This window comes from Asaia sp. A2, assembly GCF_057319415.1.
On sequence record NZ_JBXWTO010000001.1, the window covers coordinates 1 to 20,491 of the forward strand.

Sequence of the window (20,491 nt, forward strand, 5' to 3'; positions counted from 1 at the left end):
TCGGCTCGCACAAGGGGCCGGGCGTGCAGGCGGCGATCGAGGCCGCCGGAGCCAGCCTGCGGTTCCTGCCGCCCTACAGCCCGGACTTCAACCCGATCGAGATGGCGTTTTCCAAACTCAAGGCCCACCTCCGCCGCGCCGCCGAACGCACCCGCGACGGGCTTTGGAACAGGATCGGCAAACTCATCGATCAGGTCGCGCCCGCAGAATGCGCCAACTTCTTCACCGCCGCTGGATACAAGCCAGATTGAGAGGAAAACGCTCTAGTCTCCCTGCAGAGGAGACAGACAACACAGGTTGAAAGCCCCCTCCCGGTGGTCCCGGAACAGTGTCACGGGGGGCAACCCTCAGTTGATTTCAACGAGGATCGGCACGTCCCGCTATATTCGACATACCGATCGGCCATCGTGGCAGACATGCCTCTCAGGCATGACGCACTCTCAGGACTGATGGTGGAACTTGCTTATGAAGAGATCGATATCGTCCGTCATGATGAAGTCCAGATTCTGATTTATCTTGTCATCCTCCCAATCCCACCATCTGATCTCAAGCATTTTCCAAATCTGCTCCTCCGAGAATCTCATCTTCAGCACTTTTGCCGGGAAACCGCCCACGATGGCGTATGGGGGCACATCTTTGGTGACCATTGCGCCCGCAGCAATGACTGCGCCGTCGTGAATGGTCACGCCTCCCTTGACGATGACACTGTGGCCAATCCAGACATCGTTACCGATGACCGTCTTTCCATTGTAAAGATGGTCACTTATATCGTCGAGCGGCTTCCAGAAGTGGTTATCAATCGATTTAAATGGATAATTCGAGACAAAATTATAGTTGTGATTACCAGATATTATCTTAAGCGCCGGGCCAATACTTGTGAATTTCCCAATTTCGACATCATCATCCCCGCGCGAGTCTATAATCTCCATGGATCCATAAGTGTGGGTGCCAATCTTCCTGTTTGGGTATTCCCATTGCGTCGGGGCAAAAGGCCTGGGCGTATAGTCTTTCGCCTGAGACTCTAGATGGAAAACGGGCCCGTTCGCCCCGTACATGACATGTTTGCCTACAAGATGGATCTTTTCTCCGACCAGATTGATTTGATCGAACTCAGCGGAGACGTGTCTCGCCTTGTTCAGTATCCGCAATTTCCGGTCGCTGAACTCCCAATAACGCTCGTTCGGATTTCTGTAGCCAGAGATGCTGCCGTCGTCCAGAAACCTGATGCTCTCCGACATACGCACATTGTTTTCCTGGAAAAGATTCCAGAAATTGCTTTTGAGTTCATTTATTAAAAACGAATCGAAATCGAGCATTGTTACTATTCCGGAACCTGGGAAATCATCGTTCCAAGTGAAATAGTACGATCCCGCCAATCGGTAAATTTACAAATAATGTCGTTGAACAATATTTGATATTTATCCCATAATAAGAGTTATGGCATTCTATCTGCCCGAATACAAGACCGGATAAGTCCTGTATTCGATCCTTACGCAAACTGCCTTTGTCTGCCAGTCGCTCTAGCTTACTGATTGGCCGTCCCGGAGGCGATACGGGGACAACGCCACCCGATGCACTCAAGGTGATGTCGACCTGAGCGTGTATTTGTTTCAGGTTTCGCCACTCTCCATACCAGCGTTGAACCTGATGCGCTGGGCGGGCGATACGTTGCGGTGTCTAGCCTCATTCTCGGGGAGATCGTCGCTTCACTCTATCCCCAGCAGGAAACTGGTCCATCAACCATTCCTGTGAGTGATATCACGCCGCCTCACTGGCGTACGCTCTATGCCAGATTGTGCATAAGGGCGAGAAATCGGGACTTTCATCCCCAGAGCCACGCGGGTTTTGCGCCTGTCTCTACAGAACGTATCGAACCGCGAGGAATAGAGTCTTTCCGGCTCACCTACGGAGAGGCCATTCGCCAGGCCGGTTCCCCAGCCCTAGCAGTTTCAACCCGCGAGATGTGCCCGAGGAATATCGTGGCGGGGCGTTAACCCCGCCTGAATTTTCAGGAAGCGAAAACGTCCGCCTCGAAAGCCTCTTCCCAGGATCCCGAGGTTGAAGCGCGAGAATATTCCGTTGAGCGATTTTCAAAGAAATTGGCGTGTTCGACTGCATTCAGCATGTCATCCAGCCAGGGCAATGGATTTTCCTCAATGCCGTAAAAGGGATCAAGGCCAAGCTGCGTCATCCGGCGATCAGCAATGAAGCGGATATAACGCTTTACCTGATCAGCACTCAAGCCTTCGACGTCACCCATCTCGAAAGCGAGATCGATGAAGGCATCTTCATGCTCGACCGTCGTCGCGCAGATCTCTGCGAGTTCGGCGCGGAAATCCTCGGTCCAGATCTCGCTGTTCTCACGCACAAAAGTACGGAACAGACGGATCATCGACAGGCAATGCAGCGTCTCATCACGCACTGACCACGAGACGATCTGCCCCATGCCCTTGAGCTTGTTGAAGCGGGGGAAGTTGAGGAGGATCGCGAAGGAAGCAAAAAGCTGCAGCCCTTCCATGAAAGCGCCGAACGCTGCCATGGTCTTCGCAATTTCACGCTTGTTATTGATGTTGAAGGACTGCATGAAATCATACTTGTCCTTCATTTCCTTGTACTTCAGGAATGCCGAATACTCTGTTTCGGGCATTCCGATTGTATCTAGGAGATGCGAATAGGCTGCGATATGAATCGTCTCGATGTTCGAAAACGATGACAGCATCATCAGCACTTCGGTCGGTTTAAAGACCTGGCTGTAATACTTCATATACGCCGAGTTCACCTCAACGTCGGCCTGCGTGAAGAAGCGGAAGATCTGCGTTACCAGATGACGCTCGCCTTCGCTCAGTGTGCGGTGCCAATCCTTTACGTCATCGGCCAAAGGCACTTCCTCGGGCAGCCAGTGGACACGCTGCTGGATCAGCCATGCGTCATAGGCCCAGGGATAACGGAAGGGCTTATAGACCGGATTGGCGGTCATCAGGTCGAAATGCTGTTCTTCGGCAAGCGGCGCGCCGGCGTTCTGTGTCTCGCTCATGGGCTCTTCCTGCTCCGTTCTGTCTGCGGGCCGGAATCGGTCCGGCCCTGATTTTCCTGCAATGTCAGCGCAGTCACACCGTGATCGTCACTCAGGATCAGGCGGTCGCCTTCCCTGCGCCATGCACGCACGGTCTGCATGGCCTTGAACACGGCATCTTCCTGCGTCATGCGCACACCCGGACAGGCCATGCGCGTTCCCGCCGTCGGGCCAAAGGTGAAATGGGTTGCGTCGACAACCACATGCCCCATCATCCGGTTGCATCCGCCTGTGCCAGACAATGCACCATCGGCGCGAATAACCATGAAGGCGGGCGCCGAGGGGTCAGCCTTTTGCGCACCAATCTGTATGATGGACCAGGCCCCGGCAACGGACTCGGGCACGGGTTGACGGACGGATTCGACCTTGACCGTCGTATCTGACGGCACAGCTCCCGCCTCCATATTGGCGGTCTGGCTAATGGCAACAAGCCTGCCGCGCTGGCGTATAGCCGCGTGGAGCGCATAGCGATGGCCTGCGGTCAAATGCTGTGCATCGTAGTGCAGCCTGTAGCCAAAAGGTGATTTGCCTACCGGCATGAATTCGGTCTTGCCCAGTGTGACGGAGGGGGCATCTGCCCGGCTGACATCATCGAGTTGCACAGTGAGCATTGCTCCCTGCGGCATGATCATGCCCGTGGGTGTGACGACCGTACCGATGAGAACGGATTGTCCTTGTACCGCTTGCCCCTGTGCCGCATCCGCAGGCGCCGGCATCCCAGCCGCCCGGGACGATTGTACACCAACGATACCGATGGCCAAAGCGGCTGTCATAAGTGCCGTAGCGCGAATGGTTGGCTTCACTGACATGACAGACATTCCTCATAGCTTGTCGTCGCTGCGGGCTTCTTGGCAGCCTCAGCCGCGTCGCTGCTGTAATCCTCTTCTTCAAGAATGTTGTTCTTGAGCGCCATATCGCTCACCGCGTCAGCGCGCTGGATCGAGAGCGAACGGCAGTAATAAAGCGACTTCACGCCACGCTTCCATGCAAGGAAATGGATCTGATGCAGATCGCGCTTGTGGATATCAGCAGGCAGGAACACATTGATGGACTGCGCCTGACAGATGAACCCGGCGCGATCAGCCGCATGTTCGATCACCCAGCGCTGATCCAGTTCGAACGCTGTCTTGTAAACATCTTTCTCGGCCTGGGTCAGGAAATCGAGATGCTGCACAGAGCCCTTGTTCAGGGTGATCGATGACCAGACCGCATCGTTGTTGTGCCCCTTCTGCTCCAGCAGCTTGAGCAAATGGCGGTTGCGCACGGTGAACGAGCCTGAAAGGGTTTTCTGCAGGAACACATTGGCAGAGATCGGCTCGATACCGGGGCTGGCATTGCCTGCGATGATCGAGATCGAGGCCGTAGGGGCAATCGCCATCTTGTTCGAGAAACGCTCCATGATGCCGTATTCCTCTGCATCGGGGCACGGCCCGAGCAGCTCGGCAAGATGCTTGGAGGCCGCATCGGCCTGCACCTTGATGTGCTGGAAGATGCGCTTATTCCACACACGCGCCATCACGCTCTCGAACGGGATGCTGCGCGCCTGCAGGAAGGAATGGAAGCCCATGACCCCAAGCCCGACCGAGCGCTCGCGCATGGCGGCATAGCGGGCACGCTCCATGTCATCGGGGGCACGGTCAATGAAGTCCTGCAACACGCGATCAAGGAAGAGCATGACGTCTTCGATGAATTGCGGGTTGTCCTTCCACTCGTCCCAGGTTTCGAGATTGAGCGAAGACAGGCAGCATACGGCGGTACGGTTCTTGCCGTGATGATCGAGACCCGTAGGCAGGGTGATTTCCGCGCAGAGATTGGAGGTCTTGACCTCAAGCCCGGCAAGCTTGTGATGCTCGGGGCGTGCCTTGTTCACATGATCAGAATAGATGATGTAGGGCTCACCCTGCTCCATGCGAGCCGTGAGAATACGGATCCAGAGCTGCCGCGCGGAAACGCTGCGGATAACAGACATATCCTTGGGCGAGCGCAGGCCCCATTCCTCATCTTTCTCCACGGCGCGCATGAAGTCGTCGGTGAGCAGCACACCATGGTGCAGATTGAGGGCCTTGCGGTTAGGGTCACCACCGGTCGGACGGCGCATCTCGACGAATTCTTCGATCTCGGGGTGCCAGACGGGCAGATAGACCGCCGCAGAACCGCGACGCAAAGAGCCCTGTGAAATGGCGAGTGTGAGGCTGTCCATCACGCGAATGAACGGAATGACACCCGAGGTCTTGCCGTTCTTGCCGACATTCTCGCCGATCGAGCGCAGATTACCCCAGTAAGAGCCGATGCCGCCGCCCTTGGACGCCAACCAGACATTCTCGTTCCAAAGGTCGACAATGCCACGCAGGCTGTCATCGGCCTCGTTCAGGAAGCACGAGATCGGCAGGCCTCGCGACGTTCCCCCGTTGGACAGAACCGGGGTCGCGGGCATGAACCAGTGTTGCGAGATGTAATCATAGAGGCGCTGCGCATGGGCGGCATCGGCACCGTAATACGAGGCAACACGACCAAACAGATCCTGATAGTGCTCGCCCGGCAACAGATAGCGGTTATCAAGCGTCGCCCGGCCGAAATCCGTCAACAGCGAATCACGTGACCGGTTGACCCGGACAGGATGATGGCCTTCAAGCTGTACGACATCATCAAACATGTCCGGCTCGGCCTCGATCTCCTGGGGGGCACGGTCACAGGGCTCCGGCAGAACATCAGCCGCGGCTGAAACAGGCTCACGGATCGTGTCGTCTAGCAGGCTCACGGGCCATCTCCCCAAGGTCAGATCGAATTTGGTATCGCAATTTCCGAGTGTCCTCTTGGCGCAAGTCGCGCCTCTCAGACAAGCAATATATCGTGTTAAATTTAGCCTCGGACACTACATATGGTGTTGACACAGGCAGAAGCCCTTGGAGAACATGGAGTTCCCGCAAGCCGCTTTTTTACGGCCCGCTCCCGGCGTTGCGATGATGTCACAGCGTTACAGGTGAACAATTCGTCGGCCCCTGCGTTGGCTCAGCAACCGGAGGCTTCTGCCTCCGGAACCCAGCAGGAGGACTTGCACATGACGATCAAGAAAACTGCCAGCGCCCAGTGGAGCGGTGGCCTGAAGGACGGCAAGGGTACGATCTCGACGCAGAGCGGTGCGCTCTCCAGCCAGCCCTATGGCTTCAACACGCGATTCGAGGACAAACCCGGCACGAACCCCGAGGAACTGATCGGCGCGGCGCATGCCGGTTGCTTCACCATGGCACTCTCCATGATCCTTGGCGAAGCCGGTCTTACGGCGACGTCGCTCGAGACCAAGGCAACTGTCTCGCTCGACAAGACCGAGGGCGGTTTCGAGATCTCTGCCATCCATCTCGACCTCAAGGGCGCTGTCCCCGGCGCCGATCAGGCAAAATTTGAAGAGCTCGCCACGAAGGCCAAGAATGGCTGTCCCGTCTCGCAGCTTTTCAAGGCTGACATCACCCTGTCTGCCGCGCTGATCTGAACCACAAGGCTGGCGACTGCCAGCCTGACACGCCTTCCCCTCAGCCCGTCCCCTCAGCACCGGTATGTGCGCGTGGTTCGCGGCAACGCGTAGGCAAGCCTGAAGGTGCCGGGGCAGTGATGGGAGATCGTGGAACGCTTCATCTCAATCGGCTGAGCGCTCGATCGTGCTGCCGTCGCACTCGACCCACTCCATGTGTGGGATTGAGCCCCGGCGCTCAGCCGCCGCCACAGGGTAACCTCTAGTCGCGGGTGCGATGCCAGCCGTTCTGGGCGTGATCACGCAGGATGTGATCTGCCAGCAGACAGGCCAGCATGGCCTCAGCTACGGGAACCGCACGAATGCCTATGCAGGGGTCGTGCCGGCCTTTTGTCATGACATCGATATTTTCACCCTGCCGATTGACCGAGGGTACCGGCACCAGGATCGAACTGGTTGGCTTGATGGCGAAACGCGCAGTGATGGGCTGGCCGGTAGAGATGCCACCCAGAATACCCCCCGCCCTGTTTCCTTCAAAATGAAGCGCTCCGTCACGCATGCGCATCGGGTCGGCATTTTGCTCGCCACGCAACGCCGCGACGCCTATGCCCTCGCCAATCTCGACCGCCTTCACCCCATTGATGCCCATGAGAGCGGCAGCAATGTCAGCATCAAGCTTGCCATAGAGCGGCGCACCCAGGCCGGCCGGGAAGTTCTGGGCAACGACTTCAACCAGCGCACCGATGGACGATCCTTCCTTGCGCACGCTTGAAAGCAGACCCTCCCATTCGACCGCCGTGACAGGGTCCGGACAGAACAGGGGATTGCGATTGACTTCCTCCCAGTCCCACCGCGCCCTGTCGATCGCCAGGCCGCCAATCTGCACCAACGCAGCCCGTATGGTCGCCATCTCGCCCAGCAGGGTCTCAATCACACGCCGTGCAACACCCCCCGCTGCAACGCGGCAGGCTGTCTCGCGCGCCGATGAGCGTCCGCCACCGCGATAATCCCTGTGCCCGTATTTCAGGTCATAGGTGACGTCAGCATGGCCGGGACGATAGCGTGAGGCAATATCCGAATAATCTTTCGAGCGCTGATCCGTATTCTCGATCATGAGCGCAATCGGCGTGCCGGTCGTCCGCCCCTCGAACACGCCGGAGAGGATACGGACCTGATCCGCCTCCTGGCGCTGGGTGGTGAATTTGGACTGCCCCGGCCTGCGTCGATCCAGCCAGGGCTGGATGTCGCCCTCGTTCAGTGTGATACCGGGCGGGCAGCCATCGACCACGCAGCCAATGGCCGGCCCGTGGCTTTCACCCCAGGTCGTGACACGAAACAGCGTCCCGAAGCTGTTATCCGACATGTCAGCCTTCTGAGGATGCGACAGCGATATCAGGCGCAGTCGGGTTCTTCATCCCCACGACGTGATAACCGCAATCGACGTGATGGACTTCACCCGTTGTTCCCGATGAAAGGTCAGACAGGAAATAGAGACCCGAACCACCGACATCCTTGAGCGACACGTTACGCTCCATTGGTGCGTTCAGCTGGTTCCAGCGCAGGATGTAACGGAAATCGCCGATGCCATTGGCGGCCAGCGTCATGATCGGCCCGGCAGAGATTGCATTGACGCGAATATTATCCTTGCCAAGATCGGCAGCCATATAGCGGACCGAGGCTTCAAGTGCTGCCTTGGCCACGCCCATCACATTATAATGAGGCATGACGCGTTCCGCGCCAAGATAGGACAGGGTCAGCAGCGAACCGCCATCCGTCATCAGGGCCGCTGCGCGACGCGCGACCGCCGTGAAGGAGAAGCAGGAGATATCCATTGCCTTCAGAAAGGCATCGCGCGGCGTATCGACATAGCGCCCGCGCAGGAACTGCTTGTCGGCCCAGCCAATGGCATGGACCACGAAATCGATCTTGCCCCATGCCGCCTCGATCTCATCGAAAGCACGGTCGATATCGGCATCATCGCTGACATCGCAAGGGATAACCAGAGAAGCCCCTACACTTTCTGCAAGAGGCTTGACGCGCTTGCCTAACGCTTCGCCCTGGTAGGTGAAAGCAAGCTCAGCCCCCTGTGCAGCGCAGGCAGAGGCGATGGCCCAGGCAATGGAGCGGTCATTGGCGACGCCCATCACGAGGCCGCGCTTGCCCGCCATCAGCGTCCCGGTGGGGAGATCGAACGAAGCGGTGGACATGAGGCAGATCCCGGTTAATGTCAGAAAAAGAAATAATAATGCTCCGCTACGTCGCACATGCCCGCCGCGCAAACAAGTGTCGAGATGACACGTTAGCGGTGACAACAAAGACGGACATAAATGGTGCAGGAGACGCCCTGTCATGACTGACGATACCACCCTCCCCCTCATTCCCCTCGACGCAGACCCCTTCGTTCTCTTTGCCGAGTGGATGAAAGACGCCGAGGCACGCGAGCCGAACGACCCGAATGCCATGGCACTCGCCACCGCGACACCCGATGGCATTCCGTCTGTCCGCATGATCCTCCTCAAGGGGGCTGATGAGAGAGGCTTTGTGTTCTATACCAACCTTGAAAGCCGCAAGGGTGGTGAATTACTGCGCAACCCTCATGCGGCGCTGCTCTTTCACTGGAAATCCCTGCGTCGTCAGATCCGCATCGAGGGGCCGGTCGAGCCAGTCAGTGCAGAAGAAGCCGATCGTTACTTTGCCAGTCGCAGCCGCAACTCCCGGATCGGTGCCATTGCCTCCGACCAGTCAAGGCCTCTCGCCGACCGTGCTGATTTCGAGAAACGCATAGAGGCTGTAACGGCGCGTTTTGAGGGAAAGGAACCCGAGCGTCCGGCAAACTGGTCAGGTTTCCGTCTCGTACCTCGACAAATCGAGTTCTGGCAGGACCGCCCCTACCGTATGCATGACCGCGCAACGTGGACGCGCGAAGAGAACGACTGGGCGGTCACCCGACTCTATCCCTGACCCGACCTGCTACGGGCGTACTCGCGGGACCTCGCCCACCCCGCCAGACACACCATCTATCTAGCGAGATCCCTCATGGCCAACGACGTCAGAAACATCCTCGTCCCGCTGAATGGCGCAGGCAATATCGATGCCGTTCTGCGTGTCGGCCTGCTCCATGCACGCGCCTTCAATGCCCACCTCTCGACCGTTCTCGTGGGTGACGATCCCAACGAGATGGCGGCGCTCACAGGTGAGGGCCTCTCAAGCGCGATGATCAACGAAATGATGGAGGCCGCCGAACATGAGGCGCATCGCCGCATGCTTCAGGTTCGGCTCAAATTCGACGCGTTCATCCGTGATAATGACATCGATCCCAAGCAAGGTTTTCTTGAGAACGATCCCTTGGCGCATTCGCGGCTAAGCGCTTCTCTCGAGTTCCTGACGGGATCGGAACATGAGGCTGTAACCTGGCGGGCACGCCTTTCGGACCTCACCCTGATGCCGCATCTCGGCCCGAACGATAATGCCCGTGCTTCAGAAGTCCTGCATGCGGTGCTCTATGATAGTGGCTGCCCGCTGGTCATTGCCCCGCCGACCCCGCCCGTCAGTTCAGGAAAGCGTCTTTGCATCGCCTGGAATGGCACTGCGGAGGCAGCGTCGGCCCTGCGTGGGGCTCTCCCTTATGCCAAGCAGGCCGAGAGCGTACAGATCCTTACCAGTGTCGATTATCATCGACGTGGGCCTGAAGCGGATACCGTGCGGGATTATCTCAAGCTGCATGGCGTGAATGCCGAAATCAGGAACTTCAAGGGAATCGAACGCGATGTCGGCGCAGGCATCCTCACCGCGTGTGCAGATTTCGGCGCTGATATGCTCACGATGGGGGCTTACTCTCATTCGCGATTGCGCCAGATGATCATGGGGGGTGCCACCCGCCATGTGCTTGAACATGCTGGCATAACGGTTCTCATGAGCCGTTGATGTCGAACCTTTGCCATACCGCACCGGACATGCTACCGGCGCGGTATGGGTGACTTCCTTTCAGGCGCCGAATGACCCGTCTTGAGCCAGAGCTCCAGACCGAATGCCAGAACAGGCATCCGGGCCGCTCACGCGCCGAGCGCCTCCTTCTGGTGTTGGCACGCGCCTATCTGGGCTTCACCCAGGTCACAATACGCTGGTGCTTCACCGGAGCGCCGGAATCCCTCCCGTCCCTGCTTCAAGGTCCCGATCGTCCTGCCGATGGCTGCATCACGGCCTGCTGGCATCGCTCCCTGCTCTTTCTGCCAGCCATGTGTCGTTGGGGACATCGCCAGAACCCCACCCTCGATTTCGGTGTCATGATCAGCCGCAATCGCGATGGACGTTTTATAAATGACCTCGTGGCGCCCTGGGGAATCACTGGGGTCGAAGGGTCGAGTGATCGTCAGGGGAAGAACAAGGGAGGCAGTCGCGCCCTGCGCGAAGCTATCCGGGTGATCAGAAGCGGTTCAGTTTTCGCCATCACACCCGACGGTCCGCGTGGTCCTGCCGAACAGGTGCAGCCCGGCACCCCGGCCCTGATGCGGCTTTCTGGCAGCCCTCTCATACCAATCGGGGGGGCCTGCACATCACTGCGCCTACCCAGCTGGGATGGGTTGCGCGTTCCCTTGCCTTTTGGCCGTGGCTACATGATCTATGGCGCCCCCCGAACGGGAGAAGCTACACCTGAATCCATCGAGCTGGCCCTCAAGGACCTTTCGACCAGGGCCGAACATTATCTGTCAGCCGGTCGTTTCACAGTTCCCGACCGCCTTTGGCATATTCTCGGGATGGTGCTCACGCCTGGATTAAGAGCCATGATGCTGGTGCGTCTGCGACGTGGGAAAGAGAGACGCAACCGCCTCCCCGAACGTCGGGGCCGTACCAGGATGAAAAGGCCATCAGGCCAATTGATCTGGCTTCATGCCGCGAGCGTGGGCGAAACCCACTCCATCCTGCCCCTGATTGAGGTATTGGCACACCGAAATCCGGAATGGCACTTCCTTCTCACCAGTGCCACGACGGGCGGTGCCGATATTGTAGCGCACCATCTTGCGCAGGCCGGATGCCGGGCTGCACGCATCATCCATCAATTCATTCCGTATGACACGCCATTCTGGACAAGGCGCTTTCTCAATCACTGGCAGCCTGCCGCCCTCTTGCTGACCGACAGTGAACTTTGGCCCGGCCTCATTCTTGCCTGTACCCGACGCGCGATCCCGGTTGGTGTGCTGAACGGTCGTCTTTCAGAGAAGTCCTGGCGACGCTGGCACCGCGCCCGCCACCTTGCCCCTCCGGTTTTCCGGCGCCTCGCCTTCGTTGCCGCGCGGGGCGAGGAAGATGCTATTCGTTTTACAGCCCTCGGCGCACGACAGGTTGCCTGTCTGGGCGACCTCAAGCAGGATGCGCCGCCTCCATCGGTCGACCAGGCCGAACTAGAAATTGTCAGACGCCTGATCGATGGAAGACCCGTCTTTCTCGCAGCCTCCACCCATCAGGGTGAGGATCAGATCATACTGCGTGCAGCAGAGCTTGTCCGCGCGCGCTTTCCTGACCTGCTGACGATTATTGCCCCCCGTCATCCTGTACGCGGCACCGAGATCGCTGCACTTTCCTCCCCGCCAGCACCAAGACGAAGCGCCGGTGCCTCACCCGATCGGGAGGATCAACTCTGGGTTGCAGATACCTTGAGCGAACTTGGCCTGTTTTACCGACTTGCCGATTGCGCCTTCATTGGCAATTCACTGATTGCGCCCGGCGGCGGCCATAACCCGTTCGAGGCAGCGAGACTGAACGTTGCGCTTGCAACAGGCCCCTTTCATGACAATTTCCGACCAGCCTTTACGCAACTGAACGGGCTCGTTGCGACTATACATGATGAGAAGCAACTGGCTGAATGGATTGCAGAGGTGTTAACCCGACCTGCCCTGTGGAAAGACCGCGCCCGACGCGCAAGAGAGACAATCGGCTCTGGACGCGATGTGGCCCGCAAGCTGGCTGAAAAGATCGAGGCCCTGTGCGCCTGAAGCTCCCCCCGCCAGCGTTCTGGTACAGGACTACGCAGGGCTGGCAGGCTCATGCTCTGCGACCCGCCTCTCTCATACTCGACGCGGTAGGCCTTTTCCGGGCGCTGCGCACACGCCCTGCGACAGCCAGCATCCCAGTGCTCTGCTGTGGCAATCTCAGCGTAGGCGGCACTGGCAAGACGATCCTCGTGCGTGATCTGGCGACCCGGCTGCAGGCACGTGGTGAGTACCCTCACATCCTGAGCCGCGGCTATGGCGGAAAGCTTGATGGCCCCCTCCGTGTGGATATCTCGGCGCACACGGCACGGGATGTCGGAGACGAGCCTTTCATGCTGGCGCAGGACTTTCCGGTCTGGATCGGTCGTAATCGTGCCGAGACCGCCCAGCGCGCGACCGAAGCGGGCGCAACATGTCTGATCATGGATGATGGCCTGCAGAACCTGACCCTGCGGCAGACCATGCGTCTGATCACGATCGATGGTGCAGTTGGTCTGGGGAATGGTCGAACCCTTCCCGCCGGGCCTCTGCGCGAACCTGCCCGCAGAGGCTTCATGCGCACCGATGCTGTTATCATGATCGGGCGCGATGACGCGGACGTTGCGCCTTCACTGCCGCCTGACCTGACCATGATCCCGGCACGGCTCATTCCGTCTGCCGCCATACGACGCTTGCAGGGAAAGCAAATCATTGCTTTTGCCGGGATTGGTCGTCCGGCAAAGTTTTTTGATATGCTGCGAGAAGCCGGCGCCCCACCTATGCGCAGCATCGCATTCGACGATCACCATCACTATACGGAACGCGATTGCCGACGCCTGTCCGTCCTGGCGCGTCAACCCCGGACGGCGCTTGTCACCACGCGCAAGGACTGGGTCAAGCTTCCTTTGTGGCTGCGCGACGACGTCGTGGTCATCGATGTGGAATTGCTCTGGACCGATCCAACGGCGCCAGAGCACCTGCTGGACCAGCTGTTTGCAACTGTGTAGAGCGGCCTCATGAGCGATACGACCGCGATCACCTTTCTTCACCGTGCCGAATATGTCCTTGCTCGCATGGCACTCGCGGGGCTCTCCTGGCTACCTGCCACCAGCGCCTCCAACATGGGCGGCTGGCTGGCACGAAAATTAGGACCTCGCCTTCCCGTGTCACGGGTGGCGGACGATAATCTCGCGATGGCGATGCCACGGCTGACATCAGAGGCGCGCGCGGCCATCATCATCGACGTCTGGGATAATCTCGGGCGCACGCTTGGCGAATTCCCTCATCTGCCTTCTCTCGCGCAGAACACCAGCTCCGGTCCAGGCTGGTCCATCAGCAATGCGGAAGCACTGGATGCCGTTCGGGCAACAGGCCGACCCGTCATCTTCTTTTCAGGCCATATCGGCAACTGGGAGATGTTGCCCCCCATCGTGGCGCATCACGGCCTCCCCTTTGCCTCTTTCTACCGTGCAGCTGGGAATCCGCTCATAAACAGGCTGATCATCGGCCTAAGAACGCGCGCGCTGAAAGCTCACGCGATAAAAGCCGATGTCCCGATGTTCGCAAAGGGATCCAAGGGCGCCAGGATGGCGCTACGGCATCTGGCGCAGGGACATCATCTGGGCATTCTGGGCGACCAGAAGATGAATGACGGGATTGAGTGTCGCTTCTTCAATCTACCCGCCATGACGGCATCAGCCGCGGCGGCCTTCGCCGTCAAGCATGATTGCCCCATAGTCACAGGGCGGATCATACGTGTCGGCCCGGCGAGGCTGCATCTGGAGGTTGGCCCGGTTCTTTACCCTGACCTTGAAGCACCGCGCGCAGACGAGATTGGCAGTCTGACTCAGAGACTCAATGATCAGCTCGAGCGATGGATCACTGAGAAGCCCGGAAGCTGGCTCTGGCTTCATCGTCGCTGGCCAAAACAGTTGTATACAAGAAAATGGCGCAAATAACGGTCGAAACAGCCTAAAAGTTTCGTTTTCCCTATCTGAACAGAGGTGAAACGAAGCATTGCTTTTGTGCAACACTCCGCGATCACGATGACTGAAAATGTCATACAGACGCAGTTTAACGTTGAGAACGCCCGCTTTTGCCGTCTAGCCTCGTATCTGCACCAGAAATGAGGACGCAACGTATGGCCCAGACGCTGCCGTTTCCCAAGAACGAAACTCCAGCACCTCTCAGCAATGTGATTCCACTGCGCTTCAATGTACTGCCACGTCATCGCGAATATCTTTCGCAATGGCTGCAGGCAGGCCTGGCGATGGGGCTTTGCGACGCCGATATCGAGACGGAATGTCTGGACGGACGCAGCGAGGCGGTCGCTCATATCCTGATCTGGGTTCGCGAAAATGCTGATCCTGCCTACATGATCAAACCGCGCGGTCTCCGCTGGGTGCTGGTCGACCACATCCGCGATCACGAACTTGGCGTCTATCCAAGCCTCGAGCTTGCCTTGAATACTGTTCGTCCGGTCTTGCCGCTGAAATCCATCGCCGCAGCCTGAAGGCTCCTGTCTTTGGCGGGGCCCCTATCAGTCCCCCTGGCCCCTGCCCCGCCTTAAGGTGGCAGGCAGGTACACACTGAGACTCAGCATGTTGGTCTCACCTACCCCGCGTGACGCAGGGTAGATGTGTTTGCCGTATCAGTGCGTCAGGCGCTTTGGTGCAGCCGACGCCATCTTTACACCGCCACCGGTCAGAATTTCGAATAATGCCAGGCCGCGTGCCACGGTCCCATCAGCTTGCAGTACGAATGTCCCATCAGCTCCTGCAAATCCGTCGGGCCTCAGAAGCGAAGTGGGAGAAAATCCATCCGGCCTCTGGCTCAGCACTGCGGCCATGGTAGCGGTGTCATACGCGACATTGGCAAGCACCGAGGGAGCGTACCCATACCGGGCGCGATAGCGCTGCACGAAATCATTGCGGAATGAAGGATCCGGCGCTGCAAACCAGGCACCGCGCAGAGCGCCAAGCTTACCCGCAAAAGCACTCCACAAGGCTGGACCAAGAATCCGTGTCTGTCTGCTGTCGATATCGGCCTGATGCAGCCCATCTATGACGGTTGCCAGCTGCAGCCCCGTATCTCCCAGAAGAAGGGCATCGAAAGGCGGCGGCGCCAGCGTCGGCTTCGTGGCGGCTTGCACATTTCCCGATATCGGATTCGCGCCCGATCCAGCAACAGAGGGCGCCCCTGAAGGCAGGGGGGCTGACGCAGCGTCAGTGCCCAGAGGATTGATGGCGTCAGGCTCCGCAGGCTGTGCTGTCGTGGCCTGCTGCGTGGCCCGATCCTGACGCGCCTGCCAGTCGGCCAGCGTTTTCAGGCCAGTTGTGATGGAAGAGGCCGATTCGGTGTGAAAGGCAATTTGCGGCGCCGGGAGGCCGCGTGCAGCGCAAGCCTTGAGCAGGGCATCACCCAGTGCATGACCCAACGCAGATTCGGGCAGATACGCGGCAAAATTCCTGCGGCCTTCGGCGCTCGCCGCGTCAACCAGACGATTGACCTGCTGCTCAACCGTCACGCCCATGACCCACACGCCGGGTCGCGCCTGAGCCTGATCGCTCGTATAGGCAAATTCGGGAATACCGGAGGATTGAGCCAGTGACGCGACGGATGCCGTCTGAGGCGCTGTCAGCGGCCCAAGAATTACCCGATCCCCCTGATCGATTGCCGCTCGTGCGGTCGTCTCGACAGTCTGACCGGGCGCATCTGTATCGCGAATATCGAGCGTTACCCCATGTCCCTCAGGCACAGCTATATGGGCGGCATTGGCCATCTGCTGACCAAGCTTTCCAAAACGGCCACTTAGGGGCAGCAGCATGCCGATTTTTTTCTGACCAGAGGCTTCCTGCACGGATCCGGGGCCAATTGTCGCCACGGGTGGTGGCGTCTGCGGTCCGCCGCACGCCGTGAGGGCAAGGGCAGCAACGCCCGCGAGAGTGGAAACCTTGCATGCAGAGGCCGACCTGAGCGATGTGAAGGAAACCACGCGCTGACGGGGACCGAATGTCCGACCTACCATCTTACACCCATACTCCTGTTGACGACTCGACCCTCAAGGGTCCGTCGCATGCTTATGATACTTCCGGTAATTCCGCGACTCTGCCTCCCGGCAGCTTGACGCTTGTGGCGACGCCGATCGGCAATCTGGGCGACATGAGTGCACGAGCCATCGCGACACTCCGGGCCGCGGACGTCATCCTCTGCGAGGATACCCGGGTAACAGCCAAACTGCTCAAGGCGTATAACGTTTCCACGCCGACACAAATTCTCCACGACCACAACGAGCAGGATCGTATTCCGGCACTGCTCGACCGTTTGAACAAGGGAGGACGAATTGCCCTGGTGTCCGATGCCGGCACGCCACTTGTTTCCGATCCCGGCTTTCGTCTGGCACGCGCGGCGATTGCGGACGGCAGGGCAATTAGCGCCGTACCGGGTGCAAACGCTGCCACACTGGCGCTCACGCTGTCGGGCCTGCCCCCTCATCCCTATCTCTTCAGCGGTTTTTCTGCTCCGCGCTCCTCCGCCCGCCGCAGCCAGTTCGCGGTACTGCGCGCCGCCGAGCAGGCAGGTTTCACCGCAACGCTCATCTGGTACGAAGCGCCCCACCGCCTACTGGACATGCTGGATGACCTGATCGCGGTTTTCGGTCCCGAGCGTGAAGCCGCCGTGGCGCGCGAACTGACCAAAAAGTTCGAGGAGATTCGTCGCGGATCGCTCACCAAGATCCGTGAGCACTTCACCGGCACCGCGCCGCGCGGTGAAATAACCGTGCTGGTCGGCCCTCCGGGCAATGAGGCAGCCGATACCGAGCAGGATCTGGACGCTCGTCTTGTCGAGGCGCTCAAGACCCATTCCGTGAAAGACGCGGCGGCTCTGGTCGCCGGGGCGGTCAATCTGCCCAAGCGCGTTGTCTATGCCCGCGCGCTGGAGATTGGCAGAAACTGATCAGTGACCGAACGCGAGGAAAGCGGTAGGTCACGGCCGCCTTGCGTCGGCGCGGACATCATGCCGACTTGCGGTTGCCCATCGAAGCGCGGAGGCCGACATACCCGCGCGCTTCGGGGTAAACATGTCAGTCCTGTTCCTTCGGCAGTGCGAACAATGTCGCCGGGTTGCCGGAATTGGTGACAACGTTGAACAGGTCGATCTGCGTCTCGCGTCCTTGCGCATCCTTGACCACCCATGATTTCAGCGTCAGGGGGGAGTCATTGAAGATGAGTGTCAGGCTACCCTCTGACGGTGTCGCCGTGCGAACCAGGGTGACCTGCACCAGCCCATGATCGTGCTGAAAGGCGGTCACCGTCACATCACCAGACAGGCGCAGATCGGGCCTTAGCAGCAGGCCGAGCGGTGTCCGATCGAGCGGAAGCGTCGTGACCTGTCCAAGCTCCCGATCCTGATAGACAACCTTGCCGTCATTGGCGATGAGCAGCAGCGGGCTTGGCTTATCGTAGTCGAAACGCATTTTTCCAGGCCGGTCCAGCCAGGCCTGTCCCGTAGAGCGGCTGCCATCGGGCGCGATCTGCTGGAACCGCGCCTTGATCGCATGGATGGCGTTCAGTGCGTCCTGTACGCGGGCAATCCAGCCGGCATCGGTGGGCTTGAGAACCGCAGCCTGCGGCGTTGCAGCAGTGCCTTGGGCCAGCACCTTGCCGGGGGTAATGGCCAGGGTGCCAACAAGAACTCCGCCCAGAATCAAGGACCGGATAGACGATCGTGACTTGTTCGCGCTCATCTCAGATCGCTGCTTCTTCAAAAACGTGACGGACATCGCCCTGCCAGGCTCCCTTGAAACGCTCCACCCAGTGCTCGGCCTGGGTCGGCCCGCCATCAGCAATGATCTGGAGCGGGGCAAGAAAGACCTCCTCACCCAGACGACGCGCACGCAGCCCCTGCTCAGCCAGCGCGATGACGCGCTTGGCGAGCACACGCAGCCCACCGGGGAAATCCGCGCTCATTGCATTGCGCGGCACTTCGGCACGCAGGGCACGATAGACCGACCAATCCTGCTCACGAACCAGTGCCTCGGCTGCGACCAGAGTGGCCGGATCATAGAGCAGACCCACCCAGAGCGCCGACTGAGCCAGCATCATTGCCGGGCTACCCGCATCAGCCCCGCGCATTTCAAGGAACTGCTTGAGGCGCACATCCGGGAAAACCGTTGTCAGGTGATCCTCGAAATCACCCATCGTCGGGGTGAAACCTGCCAGCGCTGACTGCGCCTTACCTTCCAGCCAGGCGCGGAACGACGCCCCCGCAACATCGCGTATCTCGCCATCGCGCATGATGAAATACATCGGGACATCAAGAACCCAGTCCACATATTGCTCGAAGCCGAAATGGTCATCGAAACAACAGGCTGGCATGCCCGAACGCGCGTTGTCTGTGTCGGTCCAGACCTGCGCCCGGTTCGACAACAACCCGTTCAGCTTGCCCTCATGGAAGGGAGAATTTGCAAAGAGCGCCGTTGCGAGCGGCTGTAGCGCAAGTGACACGCGCATCTTGCGGGCCATGTCCTCCTCGGAGCCGAAATCGAGATTGACCTGAACCGTGCAGGTGCGGGTCATCATATCCAGCCCGAGTGTACCCACTTTCGGCATGTAGCGTCGCATGATCGCGTAACGGCTCTTGGGCATGATCGGCATGGCATCACGCGTCCAGAGCGGCTGAAAACCCAGAGGTGCGAAGCCCAGACCAAGCGCCTTGGCCGGCTCCCTGATCGCCTCGAAATGCGCCTGCATCTCGTCGCGTGTCTCGTGCAGCGACGCGACAGGACGTCCTGACAGCTCGAACTGCCCTGCAGGCTCAAGCGAGAGGGATTCTCCCTTATGAGCGCCCTGCCCCTTGAGCCCTATGAGCTTGTCATGATCGGTGATGGCCTGCCAGTCACGCCCGTCAGCCATGACTGCCTCAAGAAGCGATTCGATACCTTCTGGCGCGTAGGCAGGCGGTGAATAGGCTTCGCGGCCTGAATGATCACCCGGCAGAACAAAGCCGAATTTCTCGTGCTCGGTACCGATGCGCCATGACCCCTGTGGCTTGGCCCCATCCGCAAGAAGTGCAACGAGCTGCGCCTTGCTCTCGATGGGCGCGTCATTCAGGTCACCGGGATTGGACATGGGCGGTACTGGAGCCTCAAAGGGAGATTTCTGGAAAAAGAAACTGTCGAGTTTCGTCTTATATGGACTGTGATGCGCGAAACGCCAACTGGGCAAGCCCGGCAATCACCGCCGTATCCGCTCTGAGGATAAGATTCCCTAGTGAAACCGGCCTGATCATGCTGTGCATAGTCAGCAGGCGCCGCTCGCTTTCCGAGAATCCGCCCTCTGGCCCGATCAGCAGACCGTAATGCGACGGCACCGGCTCAACGCTCGGACTTTGCTGTCGTTCCAGCGCTGCATAGAGCGGATAGGACTGGGGCCATTCATCAAGCAGCTGCGCCAGCGGCCGCAGCGGCTCGATGGCTGGAATATCGAGCCGTTCGCATTGTTCCGCGGCCTCGATCGCAATGGCGCGAAATCTCTCGGCGTTGATGCGGTGCGTATTGGTGCGTTCCGTGATCACAGGGGCGAAACGTTTGACACCCATCTCGGTCCCCATGCGCAGCACAAGATCAGTGGCGTCGCGCTTGAGTGGGGCAAACACCAAAACCGGCCCCGGCACTTCCACCGCGGGACGGCTAAGCATGGTCAGGACCGCCTGGCCCCGGTCCTTGCGCTGTATCTCAAGACGCGCTGTCCATTCGCCAGCCCCTTCACCGAACACGCAAAGGACGTCTCCTTCGTTCAGGCGCAGCACGGCGATGAGATAACGCATCTGACCCGGATCGAGCGCTATGGCTGTGCCCGCCCCCATACCGGGAAGGAGCTGATCCAGATAGAGCCGGGGGGCGTCCTGCATGTCTGCCTCGTGATGCGTGATTGACGTTCCCTGTTCATAGACGCAATGAACCCTCATGACGACATGGAGACCTCA

At 59.2% G+C, this 20,491-nt stretch carries 19 protein-coding genes; 9 read left to right on the plus strand and 10 right to left on the minus strand.

What is annotated here, in order from left to right:
• Positions 1-251, plus strand: a 251-nt coding sequence (locus ACWNRM_RS00005; RefSeq protein WP_485168920.1) for a transposase, incomplete at its 5' end; no start/stop codon positions are given.
• 189 nt (positions 252-440) lie between these two features.
• On the opposite strand, the gene ACWNRM_RS00010 is transcribed toward ACWNRM_RS00005, so the two are convergent.
• The 4 genes from ACWNRM_RS00010 to ACWNRM_RS00025 form a co-directional block, all read right to left on the minus strand.
• A complete protein-coding gene (locus tag ACWNRM_RS00010) occupies positions 441-1,316 on the minus strand; it encodes a CatB-related O-acetyltransferase (protein WP_485168921.1) in 876 nt (291 codons plus the stop codon).
• Positions 1,317-2,008: 692 nt separating this feature from the next.
• Complete coding sequence (locus ACWNRM_RS00015) at positions 2,009-3,034, minus strand: ribonucleotide-diphosphate reductase subunit beta (protein ID WP_485168922.1); 1,026 nt, start codon at positions 3,032-3,034, stop codon at positions 2,009-2,011.
• Complete coding sequence (locus ACWNRM_RS00020) at positions 3,031-3,882, minus strand: META domain-containing protein (RefSeq protein ID WP_485168923.1); 852 nt, start codon at positions 3,880-3,882, stop codon at positions 3,031-3,033. The genes ACWNRM_RS00015 and ACWNRM_RS00020 overlap by 4 nt, the downstream gene beginning before the upstream one ends.
• Positions 3,873-5,726, minus strand: a complete 1,854-nt coding sequence (locus ACWNRM_RS00025) for a ribonucleoside-diphosphate reductase subunit alpha (RefSeq protein ID WP_485169295.1) — start codon at positions 5,724-5,726, stop codon at positions 3,873-3,875. Before ACWNRM_RS00025 ends, ACWNRM_RS00020 begins: the two co-directional genes overlap by 10 nt.
• Positions 5,727-6,131: 405 nt before the next feature.
• Here ACWNRM_RS00025 and ACWNRM_RS00030 point away from each other — a divergent pair, with 405 nt between their 5' ends.
• Positions 6,132-6,560: an OsmC family protein gene (locus ACWNRM_RS00030; protein WP_485168924.1), complete on the plus strand. Its 429-nt coding sequence runs from the start codon at positions 6,132-6,134 to the stop codon at positions 6,558-6,560.
• Between the two features lie 241 nt (positions 6,561-6,801).
• On the opposite strand, the gene aroC is transcribed toward ACWNRM_RS00030, so the two are convergent.
• A complete protein-coding gene (aroC, locus tag ACWNRM_RS00035) occupies positions 6,802-7,902 on the minus strand; it encodes a chorismate synthase (RefSeq protein ID WP_485168925.1) in 1,101 nt (366 codons plus the stop codon).
• A gap of 1 nt (position 7,903) precedes the next feature.
• Positions 7,904-8,746: an enoyl-ACP reductase FabI gene (gene fabI, locus ACWNRM_RS00040; protein ID WP_485168926.1), complete on the minus strand. Its 843-nt coding sequence runs from the start codon at positions 8,744-8,746 to the stop codon at positions 7,904-7,906.
• Between the two features lie 142 nt (positions 8,747-8,888).
• On the opposite strand from fabI, the gene pdxH reads away from it, so the two are divergent.
• The 6 genes from pdxH to ACWNRM_RS00070 all read left to right on the plus strand — a co-directional run bounded on the left by pdxH (position 8,889) and on the right by ACWNRM_RS00070 (position 15,017).
• A complete protein-coding gene (pdxH, locus tag ACWNRM_RS00045; protein WP_485168927.1) occupies positions 8,889-9,500 on the plus strand; it encodes a pyridoxamine 5'-phosphate oxidase in 612 nt (203 codons plus the stop codon).
• A gap of 75 nt (positions 9,501-9,575) precedes the next feature.
• A complete protein-coding gene (locus ACWNRM_RS00050) occupies positions 9,576-10,463 on the plus strand; it encodes a universal stress protein (RefSeq protein ID WP_485168928.1) in 888 nt (295 codons plus the stop codon).
• A gap of 71 nt (positions 10,464-10,534) precedes the next feature.
• Positions 10,535-12,529 carry a glycosyltransferase N-terminal domain-containing protein gene (locus ACWNRM_RS00055; protein ID WP_485168929.1) on the plus strand — a complete coding sequence of 665 codons (1,995 nt, stop codon included), beginning with the start codon at positions 10,535-10,537 and terminating at the stop codon, positions 12,527-12,529.
• The gene (gene lpxK, locus ACWNRM_RS00060) at positions 12,520-13,512 is read left to right on the plus strand and encodes a tetraacyldisaccharide 4'-kinase (protein ID WP_485168930.1); all 993 of its coding nucleotides are present in this window, start codon (positions 12,520-12,522) and stop codon (positions 13,510-13,512) included. Before ACWNRM_RS00055 ends, lpxK begins: the two co-directional genes overlap by 10 nt.
• Before the next feature lie 9 nt (positions 13,513-13,521).
• Positions 13,522-14,463 (plus strand): lysophospholipid acyltransferase family protein, encoded by a 942-nt coding sequence (locus ACWNRM_RS00065; protein WP_485168931.1) that lies wholly within the window; start codon positions 13,522-13,524, stop codon positions 14,461-14,463.
• A 182-nt stretch (positions 14,464-14,645) separates the two neighbouring features.
• Entirely contained in the window at positions 14,646-15,017 is a 372-nt protein-coding gene (locus tag ACWNRM_RS00070) for a hypothetical protein (protein ID WP_485168932.1), read from the plus strand.
• 138 nt (positions 15,018-15,155) lie between these two features.
• Here ACWNRM_RS00070 and ACWNRM_RS00075 read toward each other — a convergent pair whose 3' ends face one another.
• Positions 15,156-16,532, minus strand: coding sequence for a penicillin-binding protein activator (locus ACWNRM_RS00075; RefSeq protein ID WP_485168933.1), 1,377 nt, complete (start codon positions 16,530-16,532; stop codon positions 15,156-15,158).
• Between ACWNRM_RS00075 and rsmI the strand changes: the two genes are divergently transcribed.
• Entirely contained in the window at positions 16,517-17,461 is a 945-nt protein-coding gene (gene rsmI / locus ACWNRM_RS00080; protein WP_485168934.1) for a 16S rRNA (cytidine(1402)-2'-O)-methyltransferase, read from the plus strand. The genes ACWNRM_RS00075 and rsmI overlap by 16 nt on opposite strands.
• Before the next feature lie 127 nt (positions 17,462-17,588).
• Here the strand turns inward: rsmI and ACWNRM_RS00085 are convergent, their stop codons facing one another.
• Genes ACWNRM_RS00085 through ACWNRM_RS00095 form a run of 3 tightly spaced genes read right to left on the minus strand, consistent with a single transcriptional unit; the run spans position 17,589 to position 20,473 of the window.
• A complete protein-coding gene (locus tag ACWNRM_RS00085) occupies positions 17,589-18,251 on the minus strand; it encodes a LolA family protein (RefSeq protein ID WP_485168935.1) in 663 nt (220 codons plus the stop codon).
• A gap of 1 nt (position 18,252) precedes the next feature.
• Positions 18,253-19,635: a glutamate--cysteine ligase gene (locus tag ACWNRM_RS00090; RefSeq protein ID WP_485168936.1), complete on the minus strand. Its 1,383-nt coding sequence runs from the start codon at positions 19,633-19,635 to the stop codon at positions 18,253-18,255.
• A gap of 58 nt (positions 19,636-19,693) precedes the next feature.
• Positions 19,694-20,473: a 16S rRNA (uracil(1498)-N(3))-methyltransferase gene (locus tag ACWNRM_RS00095; protein ID WP_485168937.1), complete on the minus strand. Its 780-nt coding sequence runs from the start codon at positions 20,471-20,473 to the stop codon at positions 19,694-19,696.
• Positions 20,474-20,491 lie beyond the last annotated feature (18 nt).

Bases quoted from the DNA above. Each gene is read 5' to 3' on its own strand.
- rsmI (WP_485168934.1), top strand. From the start codon at position 16,517: ATGTCCGACCTACCATCTTACACCCATACTCCTGTTGACGACTCGACC.
- ACWNRM_RS00065 (WP_485168931.1), top strand. From the start codon at position 13,522: ATGAGCGATACGACCGCGATCACCTTTCTTCACCGTGCCGAATATGTC.
- aroC (WP_485168925.1), bottom strand. From the start codon at position 7,902: ATGTCGGATAACAGCTTCGGGACGCTGTTTCGTGTCACGACCTGGGGT.
- pdxH (WP_485168927.1), top strand. From the start codon at position 8,889: ATGACTGACGATACCACCCTCCCCCTCATTCCCCTCGACGCAGACCCC.
- ACWNRM_RS00085 (WP_485168935.1), bottom strand. From the start codon at position 18,251: ATGAGCGCGAACAAGTCACGATCGTCTATCCGGTCCTTGATTCTGGGC.
- ACWNRM_RS00050 (WP_485168928.1), top strand. From the start codon at position 9,576: ATGGCCAACGACGTCAGAAACATCCTCGTCCCGCTGAATGGCGCAGGC.
- ACWNRM_RS00075 (WP_485168933.1), bottom strand. From the start codon at position 16,532: ATGGTAGGTCGGACATTCGGTCCCCGTCAGCGCGTGGTTTCCTTCACA.
- ACWNRM_RS00015 (WP_485168922.1), bottom strand. From the start codon at position 3,034: ATGAGCGAGACACAGAACGCCGGCGCGCCGCTTGCCGAAGAACAGCAT.
- ACWNRM_RS00070 (WP_485168932.1), top strand. From the start codon at position 14,646: ATGGCCCAGACGCTGCCGTTTCCCAAGAACGAAACTCCAGCACCTCTC.
- ACWNRM_RS00095 (WP_485168937.1), bottom strand. From the start codon at position 20,473: ATGAGGGTTCATTGCGTCTATGAACAGGGAACGTCAATCACGCATCAC.
- ACWNRM_RS00090 (WP_485168936.1), bottom strand. From the start codon at position 19,635: ATGTCCAATCCCGGTGACCTGAATGACGCGCCCATCGAGAGCAAGGCG.
- ACWNRM_RS00055 (WP_485168929.1), top strand. From the start codon at position 10,535: ATGACCCGTCTTGAGCCAGAGCTCCAGACCGAATGCCAGAACAGGCAT.
- fabI (WP_485168926.1), bottom strand. From the start codon at position 8,746: ATGTCCACCGCTTCGTTCGATCTCCCCACCGGGACGCTGATGGCGGGC.
- ACWNRM_RS00030 (WP_485168924.1), top strand. From the start codon at position 6,132: ATGACGATCAAGAAAACTGCCAGCGCCCAGTGGAGCGGTGGCCTGAAG.
- ACWNRM_RS00025 (WP_485169295.1), bottom strand. From the start codon at position 5,726: ATGTTTGATGATGTCGTACAGCTTGAAGGCCATCATCCTGTCCGGGTC.
- ACWNRM_RS00010 (WP_485168921.1), bottom strand. From the start codon at position 1,316: ATGCTCGATTTCGATTCGTTTTTAATAAATGAACTCAAAAGCAATTTC.
- ACWNRM_RS00020 (WP_485168923.1), bottom strand. From the start codon at position 3,882: ATGTCAGTGAAGCCAACCATTCGCGCTACGGCACTTATGACAGCCGCT.